Source organism: Brevundimonas sp. SS2672 (assembly GCF_059579685.1).
The window spans coordinates 2,219,906-2,245,277 of the sequence record NZ_CM184201.1; the positions used below are offsets into that span (position 1 = coordinate 2,219,906).

Sequence of the window (25,372 nt, forward strand, 5' to 3'; positions counted from 1 at the left end):
GATCAGTCCGCCTTTCGTTCCGCCGGTTCGAGAACCGCTTCCACCGGGGCCTCGTCCTCGTTGACCAGGCGTCCCTCGCGGTGGGGCTTGATATAGGGAGTCGGTTTCGGCGTCGGCATATTGCCCCGCATCATGGCCCGCCCGGCCCCCAGACCGCCGGTGACCTCCAGGTCCAGCCGCGCCTCGTCGCGGCGGCGCACGTCGGCGATGACCTCGGCGGCTTCGTCCTGCGGCAGGCCCAGTTCCTCCAGCACCGCCTGGCCGAACTTCAGGGCGGATTCGAAGGTCTCGCGCACCTGATAGTCCACGCCCGCCTGGATCAGGCGCAACGAATGGCCCCGGTCGAAGGCGCGGACCAGCAGCTTCACGCCCGGAAACTCGGACTTGACCAGTTGGACGATGCGGTCGGCCGTCTCGGGCTTGTCGACGCAGACCAGCACCGCCTCGGCCTTGCCCGCGCCCGAGGCCCGCAGCGTATCCAGGCGCGTGCCGTCGCCGTAATAGACCTTGAAGCCGAAGTTCCCGGCGGCCTGGATCATCTCCACGTCGTTCTCGATGATCGACACGTCCACGTCGCGCGCCAGCAGGGGCTGGGACACCACCTGGGCGAAGCGGCCGAAGCCGATGATCAACACCTGGCCGCCCAGACCCTCGGCGGCGTCGACGCCCTCGGCCTCTTCCGGCGACAGGCCCGCCTCCTTCGGCAGGAAGCGCTTCAACGCCAGCGTCGTCAGCGGCGTCAGAGCCATGGACAGGATGACGATGGCCGTCAGGGCCGCGCTGGCCTGGGCGTCGATCACCCCGGCGCCGGCCGCCGCGCCGTAGAGGACGAAGGCGAACTCGCCGCCCTGGGCGAACAGGGCCGCCCGCTCAAGCGCCTCATGATGACGCGCCCTGAACAGGCGGGCGACGACATAGATGACCAGGGCCTTCACCACCATGAAGGCCGCCAGCCCGGCGACGACGATGCGCCAGTCGCTGATGACCACGCCGATGTCCAGCGCCATGCCGACCGACAGGAAGAACAGGCCCAGCAGGATGGCGCGGAAGGGCTCGACGTCGGCTTCCAACTGGTGTCGGAAGGTCGAGTCGGACAGCAGCACCCCGGCCAGGAAGGCGCCCATGGCCATCGACAGGCCGACCTCGTCCATGATCCAGGCCGTGCCCGCCACCACCAGCAGGGCGGCGGCCGTCATCACCTCGCGCCCGCCGTTGCGCGCCAGGAAGCGGAACACCGGATTGATGGCGTAGACGCCGACGGCCAGCACGCCCGCCAGGGCCGCCATGGCCAGACCGATCGACCGCCACAACGGCGTCGTGCTCTCGGCCGCATGGCCAAGGGAGGCGCCCAGCAGGGCGACGATGGCCAGCAGGGGCACGATGGCCAGATCCTCGAACAGCAGGATGCTGACCGCCCTCTGGCCGCTGGGCGTCGGCAGGTCGCCGCGCTCCTCCAGCATCTGCACGATGACGGCTGTGGAGGACATGACGAAGCCCATGGCTCCGACGAAGGCCACCGGCGCCGAAACCCCCGCCGCCATAGCGACGCCGGTCAGGGCCAGCCCCGCCAGCCCGACCTGGGCCGAGCCCAGACCGAAAATCTCCTTGCGCATTCCCCACAGGCGCTTGGGCCGCATCTCCAGGCCGATGATGAACAGGAAGATGACCACGCCGAACTCGGCGACGTGCAGGATGACTTCAGGCTCGCGGAACAGGGCCAGGCCGAAGGGACCGATGGCGACGCCCGCCGCCAGATAGCCAAGCACAGAGCCCAGCCCGATCTTGCGGAATACCGGCACGGCCACCACGCCCGCCGCCAAGAGGGCCGCTACATGGCCCAGTTCCAGTCCCGTCGCAGCCTCGGCCATCGCTCACCCTTGCGTTTGTCTTTTCATAGTGGGGGCGAACACGATCGATTGCGAGGGGGAAGGTTCGGCGGCGTCGCGTCCTGGCGGCGGCCGGAACCCCGGACGCCGTGCGCGGGTTTCCCAAGCTGGGCCGCCAGGCGCCCCCTACACGAGAGAAGGCCATGAAGATTCGCGACGTGATGAGCAAGGACGTGCAGGTCGCCCGTCCGGAAGACACCCTGCAGAACGTCGCCGGTCGAATGGCCGCGGGCGATTTCGGCTTCATCCCCGTGGCCGACGGCGACCGGCTGATCGGCGCCCTGACCGATCGCGACATCGTCGTGCGCGGCGTGGCCTCGGGCGCCGGACCGGAAGCGCGGGTGCTGGACGTGCTGTCGCGCGACGCTCTGGTGGTGCGGGCTGACGACGACCTGAAGGTCGCGCTGGATCTGATGTCGTCGCGCCAGATCCGCCGCCTGCCGGTGGTGGACAAGGACGGCCGCCTGGTCGGCGTGGTCTCGCTGGGCGATCTGTCGACCCGGGTCAAGGAACGCTACGCCGGCGAGGCGCTGGAGGAGATTTCCCGCCCTCAGGGTTAATCCCCCGCTAACCACGTCACGGAACCCGACGATAACGGCCCGGGCCGCATCATTCCCCTCTTTGCAAGAGGGAAGTCCGGAATGGCGCGCGCCCAGTTCCAGAAGGGCCAGAAGGTCTGGGTCGAGAGCGTCGGCGTCTGGGCCCAGGTCGAAAAGGTCATGCCCGTCTGGGCCAAGGGTTTCGACGAGCCGGTCCGGATCACCTACGACGTGGGCCTGGGCCGCGAGTTCGCCGCGGCGGAACTGCAGGTTCCCTCGGACAATCCCGCCGCCGGCGCCGTGGGCGACTGGCGCATCCTGCGCGCGCGCAACAAGTGGCAGGACCCCGCCGACTGCGTCCACCATCCCTACCCCGGCAGCTATCCGGTGGTGGTCACCGACAAGGCCGACTGGGGCGGCTGGCGCGTGCCCGGCGCCGAATACGACCGCGACCCGCAGCGTATAGAATTCCAAGCCCGCCTGATCGCGGCAGGGCCCGACCTGATGGACCTGGCGCGCGAACTGATGGCCTCGGTGGCCGAGGCTCCGGACGACGCCCCGCCCGAAACCCAGCGCCTGGCCCGCAAGGCCCAGTCCATCCTGCGTCGCATGACCGAGATCGCCGCACCGGCCCCTGCGCCCCGGCCGGATGAGGACGCGGAGACGGACGCCTAGACTCGCCGACGCTCATCCTAGGCGCCACCCCTCGACGGATTCCGCGACGCAGCCTAGATTCCCGAGTGAATCGGGACAGGAGGGTCGCCCTTGCGGGGCACCGAGCGCCGCAGTTACGGGCCCGGCCGTCGGGCCACGGATCATCAGGCCGCGCGCTCCGCGCCCTGGGTCCGTATCCTTGCGCTCGCCGTGGCGCTGGCTCTGGCGGCCTATGTCATGCTGTTCGCGCGCGAGAACAGCCGTCCCAGCCGCGAAGTCGAGGCCGCCCGACTGGAGACCCTGACGCTTGAGGCGAGGCTCGCCGCCGCCCAGGTCGAAGCCCGCGCCGCGCGGACGGACCGCGCCCTGGACGCCGCCGCCCGCGTTCTGGCTCAGACGCCGAACCAGCCGGTCCAGGCCCTGGACAGCGCCCGCCTGGAAGATCCCGAAGCCGCCTTGCTGATCGCCGATGCGAACGGCCGCGTCCTGGCGGCGCAAGGCGCCCGTCTGGGCTCCGACGCGGCGGCCGGCCTGTCCGTCGGCGAGGACGGCCTGACCACGCGCCGGGCGACGCCGGACGGCCATGTCCTGGTCGCACGCACGCCCCTGCCGACCCTGAAACCGACGCTCGCCCAGGCCAGCCTCAGCATCCTGCCGTCCGGTCAGGCCCCCGCCACGCCGGACCAAGCGGTCAAGCGGCCGGACGGACGCCCTCAGACCGCCGCCGTGGCCCCCATCGGCGACACCGGCCTGTCTGTCGTGGCGGCCCTGCCTCGCCCGGACGCCTTCGCCGCCTGGCTGGACGACGCCTGGATGCTGGCCGCGCCCCTGCTGATGGTGGTGCTGATGCTGGCGGTGATCGCCGTGCAGAACTGGCGCCAGATGCGGACGAGCCGACGCTGGGCCGACACCGAGCGCCGTTTCCGCGTGGCCGTCGAGGCCGCGCGCTGCGGCGTATGGGAATGGGATCTGGCCAAGGGCGAGGCGACCCTGTCCGACTACATGGCCGCCCTGCTGGAGGTGGAGACGGGAACCGTCCTGACCACCCAGGCCATGGTCGAGCGGGTCCATCCCCGCTATCGCCAGTTGATGGTCCAGGCCTTGGATAAGGCCATGGCCGACGGCGTGTTCGAAGCGGCCTTTCCCGTGCCGTTGAGCAACGGCGGCGTCCGCTGGATAGACGCGCGCGGCCAGTCCCGTCAGCCGCGTCGCGACGGCGGCTATGACAGCCTGATGGGGGTGGCGCTGGACGTCACCGAGGCCCGCCGCACCAAGGCCCAGGCCCAGGCCGCCGAAAGCCGCCTGCGCGACGCCATCGAAAGCGTGTCCGACGCCTTCGTCCTGTTCGACCGGCGCGGACGGCTGATCCTGTGGAACCAGGGATTCCAGGACGCCTTCGCCTTCCCCGAGGGCGTGGTCCGGCCCGGCGCCCAGAAGGACGAACTGAACCGCATCGCCGCCGAGGCGATCAAGGCCGAACATCCGTCAGCCGGGGGCCGCGCGGGGGTGCGTGAGGTCGAGCTGAAGGACGGCCGCTGGCTGCAGATGGCCGAGCGCTTCACCGGCGACGGCGGCACGGTGGTGATATGCGCCGACATCACCGTCATCCGCCGCCAGGAGGCCGAGCGTCGCCGCGCCGCCGACGAACTGCGCGCCATGGTGGCCGAGCTGGAGGCCAGCCAGGCGAACCTGGCCCTGCTGGCGCGCAAATATGAGGTCGCCATGACCCGCGCCGAGGCCGCCAACCAGGCCAAGTCCGAGTTCCTGGCCAATATGAGCCATGAGCTGCGCACCCCGCTGAACGCCATCAACGGCTTCTCGGAGATCATGGCGGCCGAGATGTTCGGCCCCCTGGGCGACCGCCGCTACAAGGGCTACGCCGCCGACATCCACGGCTCGGGCCAGCATCTGCTCAGCCTGATCAACGACATCCTCGACATGGCCAAGATCGAGGCGGGCAAGCTGACGCTGCACTATGAGCCGATGGCGCTGGACGTGCTGTGCGCCGAGGCGGTGCGGCTGATGCGGGGCAAGGCGCAGGAGGCGCGGCTGGCCCTCACGCTGGACTGTCCTGAGGCCCTGCGCATAGAGGCGGACCAGCGCGGCCTGAAACAGGTGCTGCTGAATCTGATCTCCAATGCGGTGAAGTTCACGCCCGAAGGCGGCGCCGTGTCGGTGATCGTCGCTCCGCGGGATGCGGACACGGTGCGCGTCTCGGTCGCCGACACCGGCATCGGCATCTCCGCCAAGGATCTGGAGCGGCTGGCCCAGCCGTTCGAGCAGGTGGAGGGCCAGCACTCCAAGTCGACGCAAGGAACGGGTCTCGGCCTGGCCCTGACCAAGTCGCTGATCGAACTGCACGGCGGCGCCATGACCATCGACAGCGAACCGGGACGCGGCACCACCGTCTGGTTCGATCTGCCGCTTCGCGCGCCCCAAGGGGCCGTGGCCCCCGTCGGCGCGCCTGTCCAGCGGGTCCAGCCGCGCGCCGCTTAGCCCGACCTTAGACCGCCGGCTTTTCGGCGCCTTCCGTAGGGGCCTTCTCTCCGCCCTGCCCGTCTTTCGACTTGGAACGGTGACGCGACAGGATCGGCGCAAGAGCCTCACGGTCCGCCGGGCCCAGACGGCTCAGCGTCTCGACCGCCCCCGCTTCCAGCCGCGCCCGCCCTCGCATTTCAGACGCGCGCGACCGTTCCAGCAAGGCGGCGACCGCCACCGCGTCGAACTGATCCGAACGGGTCAGGGCGATGGCCTCGCGACGGGCCGCCCGCGCCTCTTCGAAATCCGGACGAGCCTCCAGGGCGGTGGCGCGCAACTCACGCTTGACCTGATCGCGCACAGCGGGGGGCGCGCCTCGACCACCGACCAGACGGGCTCGCTGCGGCCCGGCCGGCGCGCTTCGGTCGCCGCCTCCTGAACCTGCCTGGCCGCCATCCAGGCCGCGCCCGCTCCGGCGACGGCGAAGATGTTGAGAGCGACGGACGCCGCCAGGGCGATCCTCAAGCCTTTCGTGCTCATCCGCCCAGAACCTCCGTATCGTCAGCGCTGGTCAGGCTGGCCTGATACAACACCGCGTCGGCGCGAATGTCGGCCGTCATCTGGCCGGTCAGAACCACGCCGAAAACGGCCCCGGCGCAGGCCGCCGCCGCCCAGCCGGCGCCCGACAGCCAGGCCATGACGCCAATGCCGCCGCGTCGACGGCCCAGACCCGCGCCGGCCGCCGCAGCGATCACCTGTTCGCGCAAGGCGTGGGATGCGACCACGCGCGGCGCCGCGTCCAGCAGGGCGTCAAGCCCGTCCGCGTCCCGCAGCAAGGCCGCAGCCTGAAGGTCCGTCGCGGCCAGGGCGCGCGCCGCCTCGCGCTCGCTCTGCGGCCAGCGACGCAGGTCGCCGCCATAGGCGTCGGCCAGGTGTTCAAACCGTTCTCGGGTCATCGTCGTCATCTCGTCCCCCGCCATAGTGGTTCGGCGCGCGCTGCAGCGCCGCCGCCTCGCATGCCCTGTCGCCCATCACGCCCAGCGCCTGGATGCGGCGCGATGTCCGCCAGGGCGGTCCGCAAGGCGCGACGGCCCCGCGACAACAGGCTTTCCAGCGCTTCCACGCTGATCTCCATCAGGGCGGCGGCTTCAATATTGCCCAGCTCCTGATAGTGGCAAAGGACGATGGCCTCGCGCTGCCGCTCCGGCAGGCGCGTTAGGGCCTGTTCGACCCGCGCGCCCGTCTCGGCGGCCAGCAGGCCCCGATCCGGCGCCGGGCCGTCGTCGATGCTGTCGGGGATGGCGTCCGTCGCGATCTCGCGCCGGCGCCGCAGACGGTCGTAGCAGAGGTTGAGCCCCACCCGGTGCAGCCAGGTGTCGAAGCGCGCCTGGCCAGGGTCCAGCGCGGCGCCTGCCTCCAGGCTCTGAGCATGGCTTCCTGGGCCACGTCCTCAGCCTCCGCCGCATCGCCCAGCATCCGCTGGGCGAGCGACAGCATGCGCGGCAGCTTGCGCGCGACCATGGCCTGAATGGCCGCGGGGTCGCCTTCGCCCACGCGGCGCACCAAATCCTCGTCGGGGTCGACGGTCGTCGCCAATCCAGCCTCTTTGGCTCCATCCAGAAAGGTCGGGCGGTCGGACCGCCTTCCCCGACATCACCCTACTCCGAAGCGGGCGCCGAAGGCGACGCCGGGTTCGAACGACGCTGCTCGCGCTTCTGACGCATCTCGGCGCGGCCGGTCTGCATGGCGGCGCGGCGCTCCTCAACCGTCAGCACGCCGTCGCGGTTCGCATCCATTCGCGCGAAGGCCTCGGTCGCCTTGCGCTCGGACTCGGCGATGACGATGGGGAAGCGGCTCTCGGCGCGCTGCGCTCCCATCCGGCCGCCCCGATCCCGAGCACCCTGGCCCCGATGTCCGCGCATCATCCGCGCGCCGTCGTGACGGCCCCCGCCCATACGGTCGCCGCGGGCTTGAGGCGCCTCGAACTCGGCGCGGCTGAGGGCGCCGTCCTTGTTGGCGTCCAGCCGATCAAATCGGGCCGAAAGGCGTTCGGCGCGGCGCGCCTGGCCGTAGGCGCGCATCTCCTCGGCCGTCACCTGACCGTCGCCGTTCGCGTCCGCCGCGCGCAGGCGCTCGACCCGACGCTGCACGAAATCGGCCTGGCTGACCGGCTCGGCCGTCCGGGCGCGATGCGACGCGGCGGGGGCGTCCTGGGCGCTCGCCGTCCCGCCGACCGCCAGCGTCAGTGCAAGAACGGCCACGCCGCCGAAAGTCATCTTCATCTCGATGTTCTCCATCTGGCCCGAAGGCCAAGAAGCAACCCTGCCGAGAAGTAGAACGGCGCCCGGATCAGATTCCGTCGCTCAATGGCGGCAGGGCGGCGTCGAACGCCCGCCTCGCCTGCAGCCGCAGGTCGATCAGGCGGGCCTTCAGGGTATCGAAATCAAGCGCCCCGGCCGCGCGGGCCAGCCGCATCTGGAAACCCGACGGCTCCTGATCCGGATCGCCTGCCCCCTCAAAGGCGCAGGCCATCAGCTGCCCCAGTCGCTGATGAAGACGCCAGCTTTCGGCCAGCACCGGATCGGCGGCCAGCGCCTCGAGCGTCGAGACCGTCAGGGGCGCCCCGGCCTGGGCCGCCGTCAACTGACGATACTGGGCCGTGAACTCGGCGTCGACCTGACCGCCCGGCGACAGCTTCAGGTCCCAGAAGCCCTTGGGCCGCCGCTCGCGATCCATCAGATCGCGCATGGCCCGCACGTCCTCGGCGAGGTCGACGCCGGGGCGGGGCCGCCGCAACGCCGCCTCCAGCGCCGTCTCGACCCGCGCGCCGAACGCTTCGTCGCTGGTCCAGACCAGTCGCGCGCGCGTCAGGGCCATGAACTCCCAGGTGTCGGCCTCCTCGGCGTAGTAGGCCTCCATCGCTTCCAGCCGGACCGACACCGGCCCCTTGGAGCCCGTGGGCCGCAGCCGCATGTCCACCTCGTACAGTCCGCCTTCCGCCGTGTGGGCCGACAGGGCGGCGATGAACCGCTGGGTGAAACGGCCGTAAAAGGTCTCGGCGCTCCAGCCGCGCCCGGCCGAAACGGCGTCGGGCGCCGCCGCATAGACCGTCATCAGGTCCAGATCCGAACCCGCCGACATCTCTCGCGAGCCCGTCTTGCCCAGGGCGACGACGGCGACGGCCCCGTCGAAGGCGCCGCCCATGCGCTCGGCCTCCTTCAGCGCGGCGGGGGCCAGACCCTTCATGCAGGCGTCGGCCAGGGAAGTGTTGGTCAAACCCGCCTGCTCAGCCGTGGTCCGGCCGGTGATGACGTGCATGCCGATGCGAAAGGCCTGTTCGCGGTGCAGGCGCCGGACGGCGTTCATGGCCCCTTCGAAGTCGCCGGCCTCGCCCGCCTCGCGCACCACCTGCTCGGCCACGCCGGTGTCGGTGCCCAGCGCCGTCATGAAGCGCGCGTCCAGCACCCCGTCCAGCGCCTGCGGCCGCCGCCCCAGCATCCGCGCCAGACGCGGCGCGAAGGCCATGAGCTCGACCACCAGATCGAACAGCTTCGGCTGGTTCAAGAACAGGGCCTGCACCTGCACCCCGGCGCTGAGGCCCGAGAAGAAGACGGCGAACCGGCGGAAGGCCGCGTCCGGCGCTCCCGTTTTCGCCACCGCCGTCAGCAGTTGCGGCGCCAGTCGGGTGAACAGTTCGCGCCCCCGCGCCGTGCGCGTCGCCTGAATGCGGCCGTGGTGCCAGCTGCGGATCGTGTCGGACACGCCGGCGGGCTCGGAAAAGCCCATGCGGGCCAGGGTCTCCAGAGTGCCGGGGTCGTTCTCCACCCCCGTGAAGACCAGACTGCCGTAGGGCGAGGACAGGTCTTCGCCGCCTTCGAACAGTTCGCCATAGCGGGCGTTGACCCGCACCAGCAGGCGCTCGATCCCGGCGTCGAAGACGGCCAGATCGCCCTGCCCCGCCAGGGCCGCCACATCGGCGCGGCGCTCTGGATCGACAGGCAGGATATGGGTCTGCTCGTCCACCAACATCTGGGCTCGATGCTCCAGCGCACGCAGCTCAAGATAGGCGGCGCGCAGTTCGTCCCGTGCGTCGGGCGCCACATGGCCCGCAACAGTCAGAGCGTCCAGCGCCTGCAGGGTACGCGGCGAGCGTAAGGCCCGGTTGCGACCGCCCAGGATCAGTTGCTGGGTCTGGACATAGAATTCGATCTCGCGGATGCCGCCCCGGCCCAGCTTCAGATTGGCCCCCGCCGCCTCCAGACCCTCGCCGGTCTTGTGGACGTGGATCTGTTTCTTGATCGACTGGATGTCGAGCACGGCCTGATAGTCCAGACTGCGGCGCCAGACATAGGGGACCAGGGCCTTCAGGAAGGCCGCGCCCTCGGCTTCGTCGCCGGCGCAGACGCGAGCCTTGATGAAGGCCGCCCGCTCCCAGTTCTGGCCGACGGACTCGTAGTAGGCTAGGGCCATCGGCGCCGCGACGACCGGCGGGGTCGAGGACGGATCGGGCCGCAGCCGCAGATCGACGCGGAAGACGTAACCATCGGCCGTCCGCTCGGCGAGCAGGGTCGTCAGCCCCTGGGCCAGGCGGTTGACGAAACCCTGCGCCTCAACGCCTTCGGCCAGGGCGCTCTCGAGCACCTCCGGCTCATAGAAGAGCGACAGGTCGATGTCCGAGGAATAGTTCAGCTCGAACGCCCCGCCCTTGCCCATGGCCAGGACGAACAGGCCCGGAACCGGCCCGCGCGGATCATCGGCCGCCGAGGTCAGCCGTCCGCGCCCGCGCCAGTCGTCGGCCAGAATCTTGAGCGCCGCCCGCGCCGCCGCATCGGCGAAACGCGACAGGGCGCCCGTCACCTGATCCAGGTCCCAGACCCCGCCCAGGTCGCACAGCGCCGTCAGCAGATGCAGTTCCGCCTTCAGGCGACGCAACGGCGCCTTGGCCTCGTCCGGCGCCCCGGCCAAGGCGTCGGTCGCCGTCAGTATCTCCGCCAGACGCGCCTCGGGGTCGCTGTCCAGCGTCCGGCGCAGCCGCTCAGGCCAGCGCCGCGCCAGCCCCGCCAGATAGGGCGAGGCGGCGAAGACCGGCGTCAACGCCGCCCACGCCGCATCCAGCGTCGCGCGCCAGCCGTCGGCGTCCGCCGCCTCGATCAGCCGTTCATGCAGACGCCCTGCCGCCTCCGCGTCGCGTACGGGGCCGCACGGCTGCAATCGCCTCGCCAGAGCATCGCTCACGCCTCGGGCGTCCGGCTGGCGACGGGCAGGATCAGGGCCACGCGCAGGCCCGGCCCGCGTCCGTCATAGACGCCCGGTCCCTCGTCCAGCTGAATGCGGCCGCCATGCGCCTCGGCCACCGCCGTGACCAGGGACAGGCCCAGCCCCGAACCCGGCTCGGTGCGGCTGTTGTCCAGCCGCACGAAGCGTTGCAGCACGCGTTCGCGATCCTCGTCCGGCACGCCCGGACCGTTGTCGGTGACGGAAAACTCCACATCGCCTGACGAGCGGCGCCGCGCGCGGAACATCACCGCCCCGCCTTCCGGCGTATATTTGATGGCGTTGTCGATCAGATTGGCCAGGGCCTGGGCCAGGAAGGGCTGGTTGCCCTCGATCATCAGCCCCTTCTCGATCTCGGCGGCGAACTCCAGCCCCTTGTCCTCGCCCGCCGGTTCGTAGAGCTCGGCCATGTCGGCGGCCAGGTCGGCGGCGTCGAACACCTTGGGATCGGGCGCCCCGCCCGCCTGCAACCGGGCGATGGCCAGGACGGTGTTGAAGGTCTTGAGCAGGGCGTCCGCCTCGTCCAACGCCACGCTGAGGGCGTCGACGCCCGACGTCCGTCCCGCCTCGGCGTCGATGAGCGCGACCTCCATCTTGGCCTTCATCCGGTTCAGAGGGGTGCGCAGGTCATGGGCGATGGCGTCGCCGGCGTGGCGGATCGAGGCCATGGAGCCTTCCAACCGGTCCAGCATCCCGTTCAGGCCCTCGCCCAGTTCGTCTAGTTCATCGCCGGAATGACGGATCGGAACGCGCGCCTTCAGGTCGCCTTCCTGCACCGCCGTCACCACGCGATTCAGCCCGCCCATGGCCCGCTCGACCCCCCGGCTGATCCACAGACCGCCGCCGACGCCCAGCAACAACACCATGATCATGGCGCCCCACAGGGCTTGGGTCAGGCGAGCCAGATAGGCCTCGATGTCGCCGATGTCCTCGCCGACGAACAGATGTTCGCCGCCCGACAGGGTCATCTCGACGCCGATGGCCCCGCGCCGACGCACGCGTCCATCCTCGTCCGTGTCGGTCAGTCGGAAATCGTCCCAGCGCGCGGTCGACGGCGGCGCGCCCGCCTTGGGCGGGTCCAGCGGCGATTCCGAGACATTGCCGGTGATCACCGAACGATCCGGCGCCATCAGCAGATAGAGGTAGGGGCCGCCTTTCAGCGTGCGTTCGACCAGCACCTGGTTCAGGGCGTCGCGGCCGCGCGTGCGATAGACGGCGGTCAGGCCCTCGACCTCGGCCTTGACGCTGGCCTCGGCCCGCGCCCGCGCCTCGGACGCCGAGGCGACGTAGACATAGGCCAGCACCGCGCTGGCCGTCGCCGCGAACAGCGCCAGGAACAGCAGCGTCAGCCGAAAAGGCGTCCGCCGAAAGAGCGAGGGCAGTTTCACTTCAGCTTTCTCCCTCCCCTTCATGGGGAGGGTGGTCGCGCAGCGACCGGGTGGGGAGGGCTTCAAGTGCGCTCATTACCCCCGCCATCACGCCATCGAGATCATCGCGAACGGCGGCGTTGTCGAACCTCAGCGTCGTGAACCCTTCGCCTGCCAGCACGGCGTCCCTCACCCTGTCTCTGTTCGCCCGCGCCTCGATCGCATGGGTGACGCCGTCAATCTCTATGACCAACCGTCGATCGAAGCAGACGAAGTCGAGATAATAGCCTCTAAACGGCGCCTGCCGCCGAAAATGAAACCCTTGAGCGCGCAATAGCTTCAACTGAACCCACATACGCGCCTCTGGCGGCGTCAGCGCTTTTCGCATGGCGCGGGCTCGGGCGATGATCGCCATGGTCTGCAGACCCTCCCCACCCGACCGGCTGCGCCGGCCCCTCCCCATGAAAGGGAGGGAGAACGATGGCGCGGTTTACGCCTCCAGCCGGTACCCCGCGCCGCGCACGGTCTGCAGCATGGCCTTGTCGAAGCCCTTGTCGATCTTGGAGCGCAAGCGGCTGATGTGGACGTCGATGACGTTGGTCTGAGGGTCGAAGTGGTATTCCCAGACCTTCTCCAGCAGCATGGTGCGCGTCACCGACTGGCCCGCGTGGCGCATCAGGAACTCCAGCAGCTGGAACTCGCGCGGCTGCAGGTCGATCTCCTGCCCGTCGCGGTGGACCGTACGGGCGATCAGGTTCATCTCAAGGTCGCCGACCTTGAGCACGGTCTGGACCCCGCCCGTCTCGCGGCGACGCGACAGGGCCTCCACCCGTGCGACCAGTTCGGCCAGGGCGTAGGGCTTGACCAGATAGTCGTCGCCGCCGGCCTTCAGGCCCGTGACCCGGTCCTCGACCTCGCCCAGGGCGGACAGGAACAGCACCGGCGTCTGATCGCCGCCCTTGCGGATGGTCTCGACCATGCCGACGCCGTCCAGGCGCGGCATCATCCGGTCCACGACATAGACGTCGTAGCCGCCCTTCTGCGACTCCAGCAGGCCGAAGGCGCCGTCCACGGCGTGGGTGACCTCGTGCCCGGCCTCGCTCAGGCCGCGCACCATGGCGGTCGCGGCCTCGGCGTCGTCCTCAACCACCAGAATACGCATGCAGCCTCCCAAAAAAGATCCGGCGGCGATGTTAGCGCATCGCCGCCGATCCCGTGAGTTACGCCTTATTCAGACTTGGCGAAGGGCAGAACCACCGAAGAGTTGGTTCCCTGCACCCGGATCAGCAGGAAGACCCCCGGCCGTCCCGCCGACCGCGCCTCGTCCACGGCCGCCTTCAGATCGGCCTCGGAGCGGACCACGCGATTGTTGGCGCGCTGGATCACCGTGCCGACCGGCATCCGCATCTTGCCCGCTTCCGAACGCGGAGCGACAGCGGTGACCACCACGCCCTGCATATCCTCAGGAATCGAGTAACGCTGACGCAGAGCCGAGGTGATCGGCGTCACCGTCATGCCCTCGATCGACTGGCCGACGGCCGCGCCGTCTTCGCCGGGTTGCTGGGCGCCCGAATCCTGATCGCCGTTCAGCTCGGCTTCCGACGGACGGGTGCCCGCGCGGATGTTCAGCGTCTGGCGCCTGCCGTCGCGCAGGACTTCAAGCCGCAGGGTATCGCCGGGCTTGGCCCGCGCCACGCGGCGGGTCAGTTCGGTCGAGCTGTCGACCGCCTCGCCGTTCACGCTGACGACCACGTCGCCGATCTGCATCCCGCCGCGATCGCCGGGCGCGCCGGCCGTCACCTCGGCGACATAGGCGCCCTTGACGTCTTCGCTCAGGCCCAGGGCGGCGGCCGCGTCCTTGGACAGGGTCTGGATCTGCACGCCCAGATAGCCGCGCTCCACCGTCTCGCCGCGCATCAGCTTGTCGGTGACGGCCTTGGCCGTGGTCGCCGGAATGGCGAAGCCGATGCCGACCGAACCGCCCGACGGCGAGAAGATCGCCGTGTTCACGCCGATCACGCGACCATAGATGTCGAACGTCGGACCGCCCGAGTTGCCCCGGTTGATGGCCGCGTCGATCTGCAGATACTCGTTGTAGCCGATCGGATCTATATCGCGCGACTTGGCCGAAACGATGCCCGCCGTCGCCGTGCCGCCCAGGCCGAAGGGGTTGCCCACGGCGATGACCCAGTCGCCGACGCGCGGCTCGGCGGCTTCTTCAAAGCTGACGAAGGGGAAGGCCGAACCTTCGACCTTGATGACGGCCAGGTCCGTGCCTTCGTCGCGGCCGATCAGCTTGGCCTTGAGTTCACGGCCGTCGCTGAGCTTGACCGAGATTTCCTCGGCGTTCTCGACCACGTGGTTGTTGGTGACGATGAAGCCGTCGCCCGAGATGAAGAAGCCCGAGCCCGTGCCCATCGCCGTGGTCGAGTTGTCCTCGCCCTCGCCCGAGCCGCCCGGCGCGCCGGGGATCGGCACGGCGCCGAAGCCCGGAATCTGGAACACGCCGCGCGGACGCTGGACGCGGGTCTTCACGTCGATCTGCACCACGGCGGGCGCGACCTGCTGGAAGATGTCGGCGAAGCTGAGCGGCGCGCCCTGCGGAGGGGCGAAAGCCAACGCCCCGGCTCCGGCCGAAGGAACCAGCTGTCCGACCTTGGCGGCGGGCGCAGCCTCGGCGCCCGGCCAGGTGATGACCCCGCCCGCCGTCGCGGCGGCGGCGAAGGTCAGACCGACAGCGGCCCCCAGAATGAACTCCTTGCGTTTCAGCATCGTCGTCCTTGCAGTCTTTTACTGGCGTTCACGGAAAGCTCCGTTCGCCCATGGATATAGGGCGTTACGGCTCAAGCCAATGCACGCCGTCGAGATGATTGTTCCTGATCATCGTTCGGCGTGTGGCGCGTCTGCGTCAGGAAGACGGCGAAAGGCTTTCCAGACGGACAGGAGCAAGCCCCTTCTCAGCGCTCAGCTTCGTCTTCCGCCGTCAGGGCGGCCAGGGCGCGTTCTTCCTCGGGCGTCAGGGGAGCGGCCTCGCCTGCCCCGCGACGGCGCGCCCGCAGAACCAACACCACGCCCGCCCCCGCCGCCAGGGCGAACGGGCCGAACCACAACAGCCAGGTGCCGATCCGCACCGGCGGCCTGAACAGCACATAGTCGCCGTAGCGGCGAATCAGATCGTCCCTGATCTGGGCGTCCGTCTTCCCCTCGGCAATCTGTTCGCGCACCAGGCCGCGCAGGTCGGCGGCGATGCCGGCCGGACTGTCGGCGATCGACTCATGCTGGCAGACGACGCAGCGGATGTCGCCGAACAGGGCGCGGGCGCGGGCCTCCTGGGCCGGGTCGGCCAAAGGCCGGTCGGGCGCGGGCGGCGGCTCGGCCAAGGCGGGCGCGGCGGCGCCCGCCAGCAGGGCGGCGGCGAACAGGGCGGCGGCGCGCCTCATACCCGCTTGGCGGCCTTCTTCACGCGCGAGCCCGCCCCGACGCGCAGACGCCGGTCCAGCAGGGAGATCAACCCGCCCAGCGCCATCAGCGCCGGTCCCAGGAAGATCAACCGCGCCCAGGGATTGTAATAGATGCGCACGATCCAGGCGCGCTCGCCCGTGTCCGTCGCCGCCCGATCGCCCATGACGGCGTAGACGTCGTCCAGCCCGCGGAAGTCGAGGCCGACCTCGGTCGTCGTCTGGCCGCCCGCCGGGAAGAAGCGGCGCTCGGCGGTGATGACGCGCTCGGGCGCGCGGCCGTCCGCCGACATGATGGTCAGACGGCCCTGCTCGGCCAGATAGTTCGGCCCCTCGATGACCTGCACCGCGTCCAGGCGCGCCTTCCACGGCCCCACGGCGACTTCGCCGCCCAGCGGAAGGGCGGCGGCGGCCTCGGCCTTGAAGCTGGTCTCGACCACGGCCCCCAGGATGAAGACGCCCAGACCGGCGTGGGCGAGCGCCATGCCCCAGGCACCCAGCGGCAGTCCCTTGGCCCGGCGCAGGGTCTCAGGCAAAGGCGCGCGAAAGGCCTTGGTCCGCACGCCAAGCTCCGCCAGCGCGCCGCAGATCAGCCACGCCCCGACGCCCAGCCCTGCGGCGGCCAGCGCCTTCTTCGGCTCGAACAGGAAGAAGGCGGCGAAGGCGGCGGCGATCGCCAGCAAAGCCGCCAGCCACAGGCGCTGCAAGGCGCCCTTCAGATCGCCGCGCTTCCAGGCCAGCAACGGCCCGGCGGGCAGGATCAGGCAGGCGACGATCATCAGCGGATTGAAGACGGCGTTGAAATAGGGCGGGCCGACCGAGATGGTCGCCCCCGTCGCCGCCTCAAGGATCAAAGGATAGAGGGTGCCCAGCAGCACCGTGGCCGCCGCCGCCGTCAGGAACAGGTTGTTCAGCACCAGCGTCCCCTCCCGGCTGACCGGGGCGAAGGCGGCGCCCGAGCGGATGGCGGGCGCGCGCAGGGCGAACAGGATGAAGGCCGCGCCCGCCGCCAGGCCCAGAATGGCCAGCAGCATCATCCCCCGCTGGGGATCGACGGCGAAGGCATGGACTGAGGTCAGCACGCCCGAGCGCACCAGAAACGCGCCCAGCATGGAGAAGGTGAAGGCCAGAATGGCGAGGAACACCGTCCAGCCCGCCAACGCCCCGCGCCGTTCGGTCACGATGGCCGAGTGCAGCAAGGCCGCGCCCGCCAGCCACGGCATGAAGCTGGCGTTCTCGACCGGATCCCAGAACCACCAGCCGCCCCAGCCCAGTTCGTAATAGGCCCAGAAGGAGCCCAGGGCGATGCCGACGGTCAGCAGGGCCCACGACGCCAGCGCCCACGGCCGCACCCAGCGTCCCCAGGCCGGATCGACGCGCTTTTCGATCAGGGCGGCGACCGCCAACGAAAAACACACCGAAAACCCGACATAGCCCGCGTAGAGCAGCGGCGGGTGCACCGCCAGCGCCGGGTCCTGCAGCAAGGGGTTCAACGACGCGCCCTGCACCGGCGCCGGGTCCAGCCGGAAGAAGGGGTTGGAGGTGAAGGCGGCGAAGGCCAGAAACAGGCTCGACAGCCCCGCCTGCACCGCCACCGCCGAGGTCTTCAGTCCGAACGGCAGGCCGCGCGCCAGCGCCAGCGCCCCGCCGAAGACCGTCATCACCAGACACCACAGCAGCAGCGAGCCCTCATGGCTGCCCCACGCGGCGGCGACCTTGTAGAAGACCGGCTTGTCGGTGTGGCTGTTCATGGCCACGTTCGACACCGAGAAGTCCGAGGCCACGAAAGCGTAGATCAGGGCGGCGAAGGCCAGGGCGATCGCCCCGGCCGAGGCCAGCATGGCGCCGCCGCCGGCCCCCGCCAGCACCGGACTGAGACGCAGGCGCCCCGCCGTGGTCAGCGCCAGACTCAGCACCGACAACGCCAGCGCCAGGATCAGGGCGAAGGCGCCCAGTTCGACGACCAAGGCTTAGGCCCCCTGCTGCGCAGCGACGGCGGACGCCGCCGCATCGTCAGGCCGCCACTCGCCCTTTTCCTTCAGCCGGTCGGCGACTTCGCGCGGCATATAGGTCTCGTCGTGCTTGGCCAGCACCTGGCTGGCCTCGAAGGTGCGGTCGGGTCGGAAGGCGCCTTGGGCCACGATCCCCTGTCCCTCGCGGAACAGGTCCGGCAGGTCGCCGTGATAGATCACCCGCGCCGTCGCCCCGTTGTCGGTGACGACGAAGATGACCGAACCGTCAGCGGCCTTGGTCACGCTGCCCGCCTCGACCAGACCGCCCAGACGGATCATCTGACCGGCGGGCACCTTCTGCGGCGTCACTTCCGAAGGGGAGTAGAAGAAGGTCACATTGTCCTTCATCGCCCACAGCGACAGGCCGACGGCCAGCGCCAGCACGGGCGCCGCGGCGATCACGACCCACAGGCGACGGCGCGCCTTGGGCGATTTGGGCAACCAGCTCATGTCGACGATCCGGAAACGGCGGAATACATCGCCGCGTATAGGGCGGGAGTCAGGACGGGCCAACGGCTCATCGCGCCGCCCCGGCCAGACGTTGCTGCAGGTCAGCGCGGCGCGGATCGGCCGCATCCAGCATGCCGATCAGGGGCGTCCACATGGCCTCGGCCTCGGCCCGGTCGCCGCGCGCCAGGGCCGCCTCGCCCAGATAGAAGCGCGCGCCCAGCTGATCCGGGTCCAGCTTGATCGCCTGACGGAAGGCCGCCTCGGCGTCGCCGTCGACCGCGCCGCCGTTGGCCCGCACCAAGCTTTCGCCCAGCCGCGCCCAGCTCCGGGCGTCGTCCGGCTGGATCGCCAGAGCCCGGCGGAAGGCCGAGGCCGCGCCGATGGGGTCGCCCGCCTCGAACCGGGCGGCGCCCAGCATGGTCAGGGCCAGACGGTCGTCGGGCCGGTCCTTGACCACCTGTCCCAGCACGGCCGCGACCTGGGCCGGCTCCAGCGTCTCGGGCGCCGAGGCCCATTCGCGCACGCGCGTCTCATAGGCCTGATCCTTCATGCCCGGCGCGCCGAAGACGGCGTAGAGGCCCAGCGACACGGCGGCCGTCGCTCCGATCCCGCCCAGCACCCAATAGCGATCGGCCGAACCCGCGACCGGGCGGCGATCCGCGCGTCGGGCGGCGAGCAGGCGACGCCCCGCCTCGGCCCGGGCGGCGGTCCAGCCCGCCTCGTCCAGCAGGCCGCGCGCCTTCAGCCGGTCCAGTTCGACCAGTTCGCGCGCCCCCGCATCGCGGTCCGCCACGCTCTCGGCGTCGGCTCCGCGTCGGGCGGCGGACAGCACCGCCAGCCCCGCCAGCGCCGTCGCCAAGGCCGTCATGATCCAGAAGATCGTCATGGTCGTCGCTGTAGCGGATCAGGCGGCCGGAGGCGAGGCGCGCGACGCCGCACCTGACGCCATCAACCGCCGCCGCACCGTGCGGGCGGCCTCGCGCGCGCCGATCAGGCCCAACAGTTCGGCGGTCAGGATGATGCGCTTGCGCGCCGCCGCCTCATCGGCGGCCTGGCCGTCGTTGAGCCGCTCCATCGCTTCATCGGCCCAGGCGGCGAGGCGGCCGGTCAGGGCCTCGGCCGTCTGGCGCCGCTCGGCCTCGCAGCCGAACACGGCCGCCGGACCGCGCACCAGCCCCACCAGCGCCGCCAGGGCGCGCGCCCGATCGGCGGCGGCCGCCTCGACCGCTCCGTCCAGCCGGGGCGCCGGCCGTGTCATGCGCCCGACCAGGGCGGTCCGCTCGACCGGCAGGACGGCGTCCACCGCCCGCTCGGCGGCGCTGAAGCGTTCGGACAGGCTGAGCGCCATCTTCAGCCGCGCCTGTCGCACCGCCTTGCCCCAGGCGCTGTCGGTCTTGAGCGGCAGGACGACGTCGATCTCGGCCAGCGTCTCGGCGCACCAGTCCAGATCGGCCTTGAAGGCGTCCAGATCGGCCCCGCTCCCGGTCGGGTCGAAGGCGGCGGCCTGGGCGGCTCGCCGCGCCAGCGCCAACAGGATGCGGTCGACGAACAGGCCCAGTTCGCTTTCGCCCAGAGCCGTCTCGACGCTCAGCTCCCGCCCGCCCGGCGCGGCCAGGGCGGCGATGCGCAGGATCAGCCGCGCATCCTCCAGATGGGCGAAGATGATCTCCAGCAGGCGGCTGGCGCCGTCCGGCGCGATCCCGGCGGCCTGACGCAGGGCCAGCTTCAACTCGGCCGCCGCCTCGGGGCCGGAGCGATTGATCCAGTCGGGCAGATGCGGCAAGGCCCGCCGCGCCGTCGCCGCCAGGTCGAGACAGGCCGCCAGCTCCTGCGCCTGCGCCGTCGCCTCCGCCGACGCAGCCTCCGGCCAGACCTCGCCCGCCCGGTCGCGCAGGGCGAAGGCGGCGCTGAGGCACAGACGGTCCGCGATCATGCGCGACAGGTCATCGTCCCGGTCCAGTTGAGGCAGAAGCTCCGGCTCATTGCGGGTGGCGCTGCGCCACAACCGTCCCAGCACGACAGGCGGAAAGCCGCCCCCCGGCAGACCGTCGGCGCGCGGCTGGAACATGGGCAGCAGGGGCCCGAAGGCGATGTTCCGGCGTCGCCGGTCCAGCGCCTCGACCTCGATCATGTCGCGCAAGGCCGCCGACCGGTCCCCCGCCATCGTCGCCGCCAGCCCCGAAAGCTGCGACAGGAACCGGTCCGGACACCGTTCGATCAGCTGGGCCAGGGCGGCCCTCTGGGCGACCGACAGGTCCGCCATCCCCACTCCTCCGACCGAACCGATTCCCGGCCAAGACGCCGAGGGTGCCCCGCTGCGGGTTAACAGGGGATTTTGCTGACTAGATAGCCGCCCTTCGACGTTTTCCGCGGGGCCAGCGCATCCATGTCCGATTTTGACGCATCGATATGGGAATATATTCCTGCACATCTCTTAGGTCAAAAAGGGACGGCGCAGCAGTATCTACCTACGATTAAATCAGATTGGGATCATTATCCTGGGCCATGGGCACAGCTTGGCTGGCCGCGCTCGTGGCCGCAAGCTTACAGGCAAATCCTGCTTCGGCGGACACGATACAGGACTATCTTGTCCAGCAGGTCTGCGTCGACGCCAACGACACGCCCACTGCCGCAGACCCAATTACCTGCCCTGGAACAGCACGAAAGCTCCGCATCGGCGAGCATCTACCCTATCATAAATGGGGCATGCCGACACAGTCGCCCCTGGCTCAGATCAGCGACTCCTATCCGATCGCCGATCTCTATGGCCGGACGCGGGTGGTTTCGAACTTCTTCTTCACAAGGGCGGGGACAGTTCCCTATTTCGCGCCCGGCGCACCCACCGGTCCTCAGGAGGGAGATTCCGCTTACGACATCATAGGAACCGACGGAAACTACGCCTCGGCCCTGGGCACCTATGACCAGGGCGCCGGCTGGCAGCCGTTCTGGAGAAACGCCCAGTGCAACCTGTCTGACTCTTGGATCATCGCGCCCAAGAATCAGACCACGCCCTTCGGTCAGGGTCAGGCGTCGAGCACTCTCACCGCTTCCCTCAATGCCCAACCGTGGACCGGTTCAGCACGTCTCTGACGCGATGGAACAATTATCCAGACTATCTGTACCAAAGCGGCAAGCGCCTCGACACGATCAAGTCGTGGCACTTCAGCCAGAACAGCACCAACTCGGACGCCATCGAGGTGTTCATGTTCACGAAGGAGTACGGCAAGACAAAATGGGAGGCTTGGCAGGCTGCCAGCGTCGTCTCCGGCCCCAATCCCGTGGCTGTTCAACGATGCGGTGTCGGCACGGATAACGGCGTGGCCCATTTCGGCAATACGACCTACTATTTGGTCGATTGTCATGACTGGACATTCATTTTCCCTGCGGAAAATGGCGGCTGGGACCCGGCGCAGTTCCACATCGATCCACTCTATAATAGCGTAAACCTGCTCAAGAACACGCATATGCAATGCACGGATGGAAATGGCAGGGCCCGATCCTGCGGGACCACCGGCAACACCTGTCGAGTGATGCCGCCATGGGATCGCCTTGGCGACCTGAACTGGACCTTCAACCAGAACCCTCAGGCCCCGCGACAAAGCTCCAACTGCTCTCTGCTGTTCTCCATCCCGACGTCTCCAGCCGGACAATCCGTGTATCAGGATACGCAAGGCGCTCTACCTGCTGGAACCAAATTTTCCTACGGGGTGGCGCTGCGCGCGCCGCTCAGCACAGGGGGAACCCATCCTGCAAAGGTCGCCGTTCACCAAATTGACGCTTCGGGAACTGTCTTGTCGACCCATTCGGTCAATGTCGGCGCACAGAAACGCTATCGCATCTTCAAAGGCGATTTCACCCGGAACCCCGCAGCTGTACGCTTTCGGTTCGAAATTTATGTCGGCTCCATCAACACCGAGCATGAAATGACGGACGCTTGGATCGCTCCGATCCCCTGATCGCGTCACAGCAAACTTCAAGGCCCGCTAAGGCGGGCCTTTTTTTATCCCGATACATCGATTTCCAACCGACCTCACCCCTCCGCCGCCGGCAGCTCCAGCACCACCTTCAGCCCGCCCATGGCGCTGTCGCCCAGGGTGACGCGGCCGCCGTAGGCGCGGGTCAGTTCGTCGACGATCGACAGCCCCAGACCCGTGCCGGGCGTGTCCTCGTCCATGCGCGTGCCGCGTTTCAGGGCCGTGTCGCGCTGGTCGGCGGGCAGGCCGGGACCGTCGTCCTCGACCACGGCGATCATTTGGCCCGGCGTGGACGGCCCGGCCGAGATGCGGACGCGGCGCTTGCACCACTTGGCCGCGTTCTCGATCAGATTGCCGAAGATTTCCTGCAGGTCCTGGCGCTCGCCCAGGAAGGCCAGGCCGTCGGGAGCCCGCCAGTCGATCTCGACGCCCTTCTCCTCGAACACCCGCTCCAGCATGACGGCCAGTTCGTCCAGGACCTCGCCTATGTCCGTGCGCTCGCCCAGGCCATGGGCGGCGCGGGCGGCGGCGCGGGCGCGGCGCAGGTGGTGGTCGACCTGGTCCTGCATCACCTTGGTCTGGCGGCGGATCAGATCCGGCAGCGGCCCCTCCTTCGTCCCGGCCTCGGCCAGCATGACGGCCAGGGGCGTCTTCAGGGCGTGGGCCAGGTTGCCGACGTGGGTGCGCTGACGCTCCACCGTCTCCTGATTATGCGCCAGAAGGCGGTTGACCTGTTCGGCCAGGGGCTGGATCTCGACCGGATAGATGCCGCCGACCCGGTGCGAGCGGCCTTGGCGAACGTCAGCGATCTCGTCCCTCAGGTCGTAGAGCGGGCGCAGCCCCACCTGCACCTGGATGAAGACCGCCGTGACCAGCCCCGCCCCCAGCAACAGCATGGCGATCCAGGTGACGGTGGCGAACTGGCGCGTGTCGGCGTCGACGTCCGAGCGGTCGATACCGGCGAAGAAGACCACCGGCCGGTCGCGTCCGGGCAGTTGCTTCATGCTGGCGGCGATGCGCAAGGGCTCGCCCTTGGGGCCGTCGTCAGCGTTGTAGCTGATGGTCTGGCCGAAGGCGGCGCGCAGGCGGTTGAGCAGGTCCGCGCCATACTCCAGCTCCGCCGGCCCCAGAGAGGCCGAACGCGCCAGGATCTGCAGGTCGCCCTGCGGCGTGGGCTCGGCCACCATCCAGTATTTGCCGGACAGCAGGCGCTGGGTTCGGGCGTCCTGAATCTCGCCGACGAAGACCTCGCCCTCGGGCGTGATGGTCGCGGCGACCACGGCCTCGTCGATGGTGTCGCTCAGGATGTTGCCCAGTCGGCGCAGGGCCGATTCCTGAAAGACGGCGGTCAGCACCAGGGCCGCCGCCGCCAGGGCGATCAGGATCCACGCCGCCGCCAGCCAGATCAGCCGCCGCGTCAGCGAGCGGCCCGGCCGGCCGAACCACCGGCCCCATTGGCGTCGATCAGGCTGGGACAGGCCTTCGGACTGACCTTCGGACGGGTCCGTCATGCGGCGCTCAGGCCGCGTCGCTCTCGCCGGCCAGCGGCGACAGGCGATAGCCCAGGCCGCGCACGGTCTCGATGCGGTCGGCGCCGATCTTCTTGCGCAGGCGGCCGACGAAGACCTCGATGGTGTTGGAGTCGCGGTCGAAGTCCTGATCGTAGAGGTGTTCGACCAGTTCGGTGCGGCTGATGACCCGGCCCTGATGCATCATCAGATAGTGCAGCAGGCGGTATTCCAGACTAGTCAGGCGCAGCGGCTCGCCGTTGATCGTGGCCCGCGCCGCGCGCGGGTCCAGCCTCAGACCGCCGCAGCTCAGCGTCGCCGCCGCGTGACCGGCCGAGCGGCGCAGCAGGGCGCGCAGGCGCGCCAGCAGTTCCTCGGTGTGGAAAGGCTTGGTCAGATAGTCGTCGGCCCCGGCGTCGAAGCCCGCCACCTTGTCCGACCAGGCGCCGCGCGCCGTCAGGATCAGCACCGGCGTGGCCTTGCCTTCGCGGCGCCAGCGCTCCAGCACCGAGACGCCGTCGATCTTGGGCAGGCCCAGATCCAGCACCACCACGTCATAGGGTTCGGTGTCGCCCAGGAACCAGGCTTCCTCGCCGTCGGGCGCGTGGTCCACGGCGTAGCCGGCATCGGTCAGGGCGGTCTTCAACTGGCGCGACAGATCGACGTCGTCCTCGACAAGCAGAACCCGCATTCAGTCGTCCCCGCGAACCCGGCCTGAACGGCCGTCGACCTGGATATCCGAGACGCGGCCGCCGGGATATTCCCAGCGCACCACATAGTCGTCGCCACGCTCGCGCACGCCCAGCATCCGACCGGGACGGCCCGACTGGACTCGGCGGGCCACGTCGCCGGGGTTGGCGCGCGGGCCGCTGTCGCGACGCGGCGCATCGCGCAGTCCCTGGCCCGGATAGCTGCGGGGTTGCTCCCGGCGATCCTGATCGCGATCCCGGTCGCGGCCGCGCGACTGAGCCGCCGCGTCCGTCAACGGGACGAGGGCGATCAGGCCGGCCAAAAGAAGGGCTCGAATACGCATCATGGATCGCGGTTTAAACCAGGGCCTCTGAACAGCGGCTGAACGCAGTCTATCGGCGTTCAGTCCAAAGAGGAACGGCGGGAGATGAAATCTCCGTCGCATGCCGGCGAGAGAAAAGGAGGCGCATGACGCCGATGTCATCCTGATGAACCCTATCTGAAACGCGTCGTTCAGACGCGGCTCAGGCGCAGGAGGGTCATCTGACGTCAACGCAGCCCGCCGGTTGCGTCCAGTCAAAGGAGCCCGACCATGGCCAAGTTCAAAACGCTGATGATCCCCGTCCTGGCCGCGACGACGGCCGCCGCCGCGCTCGGCGCCGCCCTGCCGGCCGCCGCTCAAACCTATCGCCACGCCCCCGCCTATCAGCAGAACCACGGCAGCTGGCAGTCGATCAGCCAGCGCAAATACAATCTGGACCGCCGTATCGACCAGGGCGTCCGCACCCGCCAGCTCAGCGTCCGCGAGGCCGGCCGCCTGAAGAACGAGCTGAACCAGCTGGTGCGGCTGGAGCGGGCCTATCAGCGCAACGGCCTGAACCGCCGGGAGCGCATGGAGCTGGATCGCCGCTACGACGCCCTGTCGGCCAAGGTCCGCTATGAGCGCCGCGACCACAACGGCCGCCGCTGGTAAGCTGGACAAGCGTTGATCGTGAAGGGCTACGGGAGAGGTCCCGCAGCCCTTTTTCGCATTCGCCCGACTTAGACGCCTGCCGCACTGGAGGACGTCGCCTCGCCTGCCT

23 protein-coding genes and 1 pseudogene are annotated in these 25,372 nt (G+C 69.6%); 6 read left to right on the forward strand and 18 right to left on the reverse strand.

The genetic code is table 11. From position 1 onward, the window contains the following. Positions 1–2 precede the first annotated feature (2 nt). On the reverse strand, positions 3–1,868 hold the full coding sequence (locus tag AC52GN_RS11080) for a monovalent cation:proton antiporter-2 (CPA2) family protein (RefSeq protein ID WP_496527075.1): 1,866 nt from the start codon (positions 1,866–1,868) through the stop codon (positions 3–5). 161 nt (positions 1,869–2,029) lie between these two features. On the opposite strand from AC52GN_RS11080, the gene AC52GN_RS11085 reads away from it, so the two are divergent. From AC52GN_RS11085 to AC52GN_RS11095, 3 genes are all read left to right on the forward strand, one after another. Next, positions 2,030–2,446, forward strand: coding sequence for a CBS domain-containing protein (locus tag AC52GN_RS11085; RefSeq protein ID WP_087141056.1), 417 nt, complete (start codon positions 2,030–2,032; stop codon positions 2,444–2,446). Between the two features lie 81 nt (positions 2,447–2,527). Next, the gene (locus tag AC52GN_RS11090; protein WP_452111596.1) at positions 2,528–3,100 is read left to right on the forward strand and encodes a hypothetical protein; all 573 of its coding nucleotides are present in this window, start codon (positions 2,528–2,530) and stop codon (positions 3,098–3,100) included. 90 nt (positions 3,101–3,190) lie between these two features. Continuing rightward, a complete protein-coding gene (locus AC52GN_RS11095) occupies positions 3,191–5,575 on the forward strand; it encodes a sensor histidine kinase (RefSeq protein ID WP_496527076.1) in 2,385 nt (794 codons plus the stop codon). 7 nt (positions 5,576–5,582) lie between these two features. Here the strand turns inward: AC52GN_RS11095 and AC52GN_RS11100 are convergent, their stop codons facing one another. From AC52GN_RS11100 to AC52GN_RS11165, 14 genes and pseudogenes are all read right to left on the reverse strand, one after another. Continuing rightward, positions 5,583–6,122 carry a periplasmic heavy metal sensor gene (locus tag AC52GN_RS11100; protein WP_496528804.1) on the reverse strand — a complete coding sequence of 180 codons (540 nt, stop codon included), beginning with the start codon at positions 6,120–6,122 and terminating at the stop codon, positions 5,583–5,585. Then, the gene (locus AC52GN_RS11105; protein ID WP_312220452.1) at positions 6,094–6,522 is read right to left on the reverse strand and encodes a hypothetical protein; all 429 of its coding nucleotides are present in this window, start codon (positions 6,520–6,522) and stop codon (positions 6,094–6,096) included. Before AC52GN_RS11105 ends, AC52GN_RS11100 begins: the two co-directional genes overlap by 29 nt. Further along, a pseudogene (locus AC52GN_RS11110) lies at positions 6,519–7,153 on the reverse strand (RNA polymerase sigma factor). Before AC52GN_RS11110 ends, AC52GN_RS11105 begins: the two are co-directional and overlap by 4 nt. A gap of 62 nt (positions 7,154–7,215) precedes the next feature. Next, entirely contained in the window at positions 7,216–7,839 is a 624-nt protein-coding gene (locus tag AC52GN_RS11115; protein ID WP_496527077.1) for an EF-hand domain-containing protein, read from the reverse strand. Positions 7,840–7,906: 67 nt separating this feature from the next. Next, positions 7,907–10,792 carry a bifunctional [glutamine synthetase] adenylyltransferase/[glutamine synthetase]-adenylyl-L-tyrosine phosphorylase gene (locus tag AC52GN_RS11120; RefSeq protein WP_496527078.1) on the reverse strand — a complete coding sequence of 962 codons (2,886 nt, stop codon included), beginning with the start codon at positions 10,790–10,792 and terminating at the stop codon, positions 7,907–7,909. After that, positions 10,789–12,219: a sensor histidine kinase gene (locus AC52GN_RS11125; RefSeq protein WP_496527079.1), complete on the reverse strand. Its 1,431-nt coding sequence runs from the start codon at positions 12,217–12,219 to the stop codon at positions 10,789–10,791. Before AC52GN_RS11125 ends, AC52GN_RS11120 begins: the two co-directional genes overlap by 4 nt. Before the next feature lies 1 nt (position 12,220). Beyond that, on the reverse strand, positions 12,221–12,613 hold the full coding sequence (locus AC52GN_RS11130; RefSeq protein WP_496527080.1) for an endonuclease domain-containing protein: 393 nt from the start codon (positions 12,611–12,613) through the stop codon (positions 12,221–12,223). A 75-nt stretch (positions 12,614–12,688) separates the two neighbouring features. Next, on the reverse strand, positions 12,689–13,360 hold the full coding sequence (locus AC52GN_RS11135) for a response regulator transcription factor (protein WP_046651685.1): 672 nt from the start codon (positions 13,358–13,360) through the stop codon (positions 12,689–12,691). 65 nt (positions 13,361–13,425) lie between these two features. Beyond that, entirely contained in the window at positions 13,426–14,970 is a 1,545-nt protein-coding gene (locus AC52GN_RS11140; RefSeq protein ID WP_496527081.1) for a Do family serine endopeptidase, read from the reverse strand. A gap of 185 nt (positions 14,971–15,155) precedes the next feature. Next, the gene (locus AC52GN_RS11145) at positions 15,156–15,638 is read right to left on the reverse strand and encodes a cytochrome c-type biogenesis protein (protein WP_496527082.1); all 483 of its coding nucleotides are present in this window, start codon (positions 15,636–15,638) and stop codon (positions 15,156–15,158) included. Further along, a complete protein-coding gene (locus AC52GN_RS11150) occupies positions 15,635–17,623 on the reverse strand; it encodes a heme lyase CcmF/NrfE family subunit (RefSeq protein ID WP_496527083.1) in 1,989 nt (662 codons plus the stop codon). Before AC52GN_RS11150 ends, AC52GN_RS11145 begins: the two co-directional genes overlap by 4 nt. Before the next feature lie 3 nt (positions 17,624–17,626). After that, complete coding sequence (gene ccmE / locus AC52GN_RS11155; RefSeq protein ID WP_496527084.1) at positions 17,627–18,118, reverse strand: cytochrome c maturation protein CcmE; 492 nt, start codon at positions 18,116–18,118, stop codon at positions 17,627–17,629. A gap of 67 nt (positions 18,119–18,185) precedes the next feature. After that, positions 18,186–19,004: a c-type cytochrome biogenesis protein CcmI gene (gene ccmI, locus AC52GN_RS11160; protein WP_343828765.1), complete on the reverse strand. Its 819-nt coding sequence runs from the start codon at positions 19,002–19,004 to the stop codon at positions 18,186–18,188. A gap of 18 nt (positions 19,005–19,022) precedes the next feature. Continuing rightward, complete coding sequence (locus AC52GN_RS11165) at positions 19,023–20,381, reverse strand: hypothetical protein (RefSeq protein ID WP_496527085.1); 1,359 nt, start codon at positions 20,379–20,381, stop codon at positions 19,023–19,025. Positions 20,382–20,623: 242 nt separating this feature from the next. On the opposite strand from AC52GN_RS11165, the gene AC52GN_RS11170 reads away from it, so the two are divergent. Beyond that, positions 20,624–21,208, forward strand: a complete 585-nt coding sequence (locus AC52GN_RS11170; RefSeq protein WP_496527086.1) for a hypothetical protein — start codon at positions 20,624–20,626, stop codon at positions 21,206–21,208. After that, positions 21,184–22,074, forward strand: coding sequence for a hypothetical protein (locus tag AC52GN_RS11175; protein ID WP_496527087.1), 891 nt, complete (start codon positions 21,184–21,186; stop codon positions 22,072–22,074). The genes AC52GN_RS11170 and AC52GN_RS11175 overlap by 25 nt, the downstream gene beginning before the upstream one ends. A gap of 74 nt (positions 22,075–22,148) precedes the next feature. On the opposite strand, the gene AC52GN_RS11180 is transcribed toward AC52GN_RS11175, so the two are convergent. The 3 genes from AC52GN_RS11180 to AC52GN_RS11190 are packed head-to-tail and all read right to left on the reverse strand — an operon-like array spanning position 22,149 to position 24,636. Beyond that, positions 22,149–23,603, reverse strand: a complete 1,455-nt coding sequence (locus AC52GN_RS11180; protein ID WP_496527088.1) for a sensor histidine kinase — start codon at positions 23,601–23,603, stop codon at positions 22,149–22,151. A 7-nt stretch (positions 23,604–23,610) separates the two neighbouring features. Continuing rightward, a complete protein-coding gene (locus tag AC52GN_RS11185; RefSeq protein WP_496527089.1) occupies positions 23,611–24,291 on the reverse strand; it encodes a response regulator transcription factor in 681 nt (226 codons plus the stop codon). Further along, entirely contained in the window at positions 24,292–24,636 is a 345-nt protein-coding gene (locus AC52GN_RS11190) for a hypothetical protein (RefSeq protein WP_291776833.1), read from the reverse strand. A gap of 246 nt (positions 24,637–24,882) precedes the next feature. Here AC52GN_RS11190 and AC52GN_RS11195 point away from each other — a divergent pair, with 246 nt between their 5' ends. Beyond that, entirely contained in the window at positions 24,883–25,263 is a 381-nt protein-coding gene (locus AC52GN_RS11195; protein WP_496527090.1) for a hypothetical protein, read from the forward strand. Positions 25,264–25,372 lie beyond the last annotated feature (109 nt).

Excerpts from the sequence above, each read along its gene's own strand:
- ccmE (WP_496527084.1), bottom strand. The coding sequence starts at position 18,118 with ATGAGCTGGTTGCCCAAATCGCCCAAGGCGCGCCGTCGCCTGTGGGTC.
- AC52GN_RS11085 (WP_087141056.1), top strand. The coding sequence starts at position 2,030 with ATGAAGATTCGCGACGTGATGAGCAAGGACGTGCAGGTCGCCCGTCCG.
- AC52GN_RS11135 (WP_046651685.1), bottom strand. The coding sequence starts at position 13,360 with ATGCGTATTCTGGTGGTTGAGGACGACGCCGAGGCCGCGACCGCCATG.
- AC52GN_RS11105 (WP_312220452.1), bottom strand. The coding sequence starts at position 6,522 with ATGACGACGATGACCCGAGAACGGTTTGAACACCTGGCCGACGCCTAT.
- AC52GN_RS11165 (WP_496527085.1), bottom strand. The coding sequence starts at position 20,381 with ATGGCGGACCTGTCGGTCGCCCAGAGGGCCGCCCTGGCCCAGCTGATC.
- AC52GN_RS11170 (WP_496527086.1), top strand. The coding sequence starts at position 20,624 with ATGGGCACAGCTTGGCTGGCCGCGCTCGTGGCCGCAAGCTTACAGGCA.
- AC52GN_RS11180 (WP_496527088.1), bottom strand. The coding sequence starts at position 23,603 with ATGACGGACCCGTCCGAAGGTCAGTCCGAAGGCCTGTCCCAGCCTGAT.
- AC52GN_RS11185 (WP_496527089.1), bottom strand. The coding sequence starts at position 24,291 with ATGCGGGTTCTGCTTGTCGAGGACGACGTCGATCTGTCGCGCCAGTTG.
- AC52GN_RS11130 (WP_496527080.1), bottom strand. The coding sequence starts at position 12,613 with ATGGCGATCATCGCCCGAGCCCGCGCCATGCGAAAAGCGCTGACGCCG.
- AC52GN_RS11080 (WP_496527075.1), bottom strand. The coding sequence starts at position 1,868 with ATGGCCGAGGCTGCGACGGGACTGGAACTGGGCCATGTAGCGGCCCTC.
- AC52GN_RS11190 (WP_291776833.1), bottom strand. The coding sequence starts at position 24,636 with ATGATGCGTATTCGAGCCCTTCTTTTGGCCGGCCTGATCGCCCTCGTC.
- AC52GN_RS11140 (WP_496527081.1), bottom strand. The coding sequence starts at position 14,970 with ATGCTGAAACGCAAGGAGTTCATTCTGGGGGCCGCTGTCGGTCTGACC.
- AC52GN_RS11115 (WP_496527077.1), bottom strand. The coding sequence starts at position 7,839 with ATGAAGATGACTTTCGGCGGCGTGGCCGTTCTTGCACTGACGCTGGCG.
- AC52GN_RS11090 (WP_452111596.1), top strand. The coding sequence starts at position 2,528 with ATGGCGCGCGCCCAGTTCCAGAAGGGCCAGAAGGTCTGGGTCGAGAGC.
- AC52GN_RS11145 (WP_496527082.1), bottom strand. The coding sequence starts at position 15,638 with ATGAGGCGCGCCGCCGCCCTGTTCGCCGCCGCCCTGCTGGCGGGCGCC.
- ccmI (WP_343828765.1), bottom strand. The coding sequence starts at position 19,004 with ATGACGATCTTCTGGATCATGACGGCCTTGGCGACGGCGCTGGCGGGG.
- AC52GN_RS11195 (WP_496527090.1), top strand. The coding sequence starts at position 24,883 with ATGGCCAAGTTCAAAACGCTGATGATCCCCGTCCTGGCCGCGACGACG.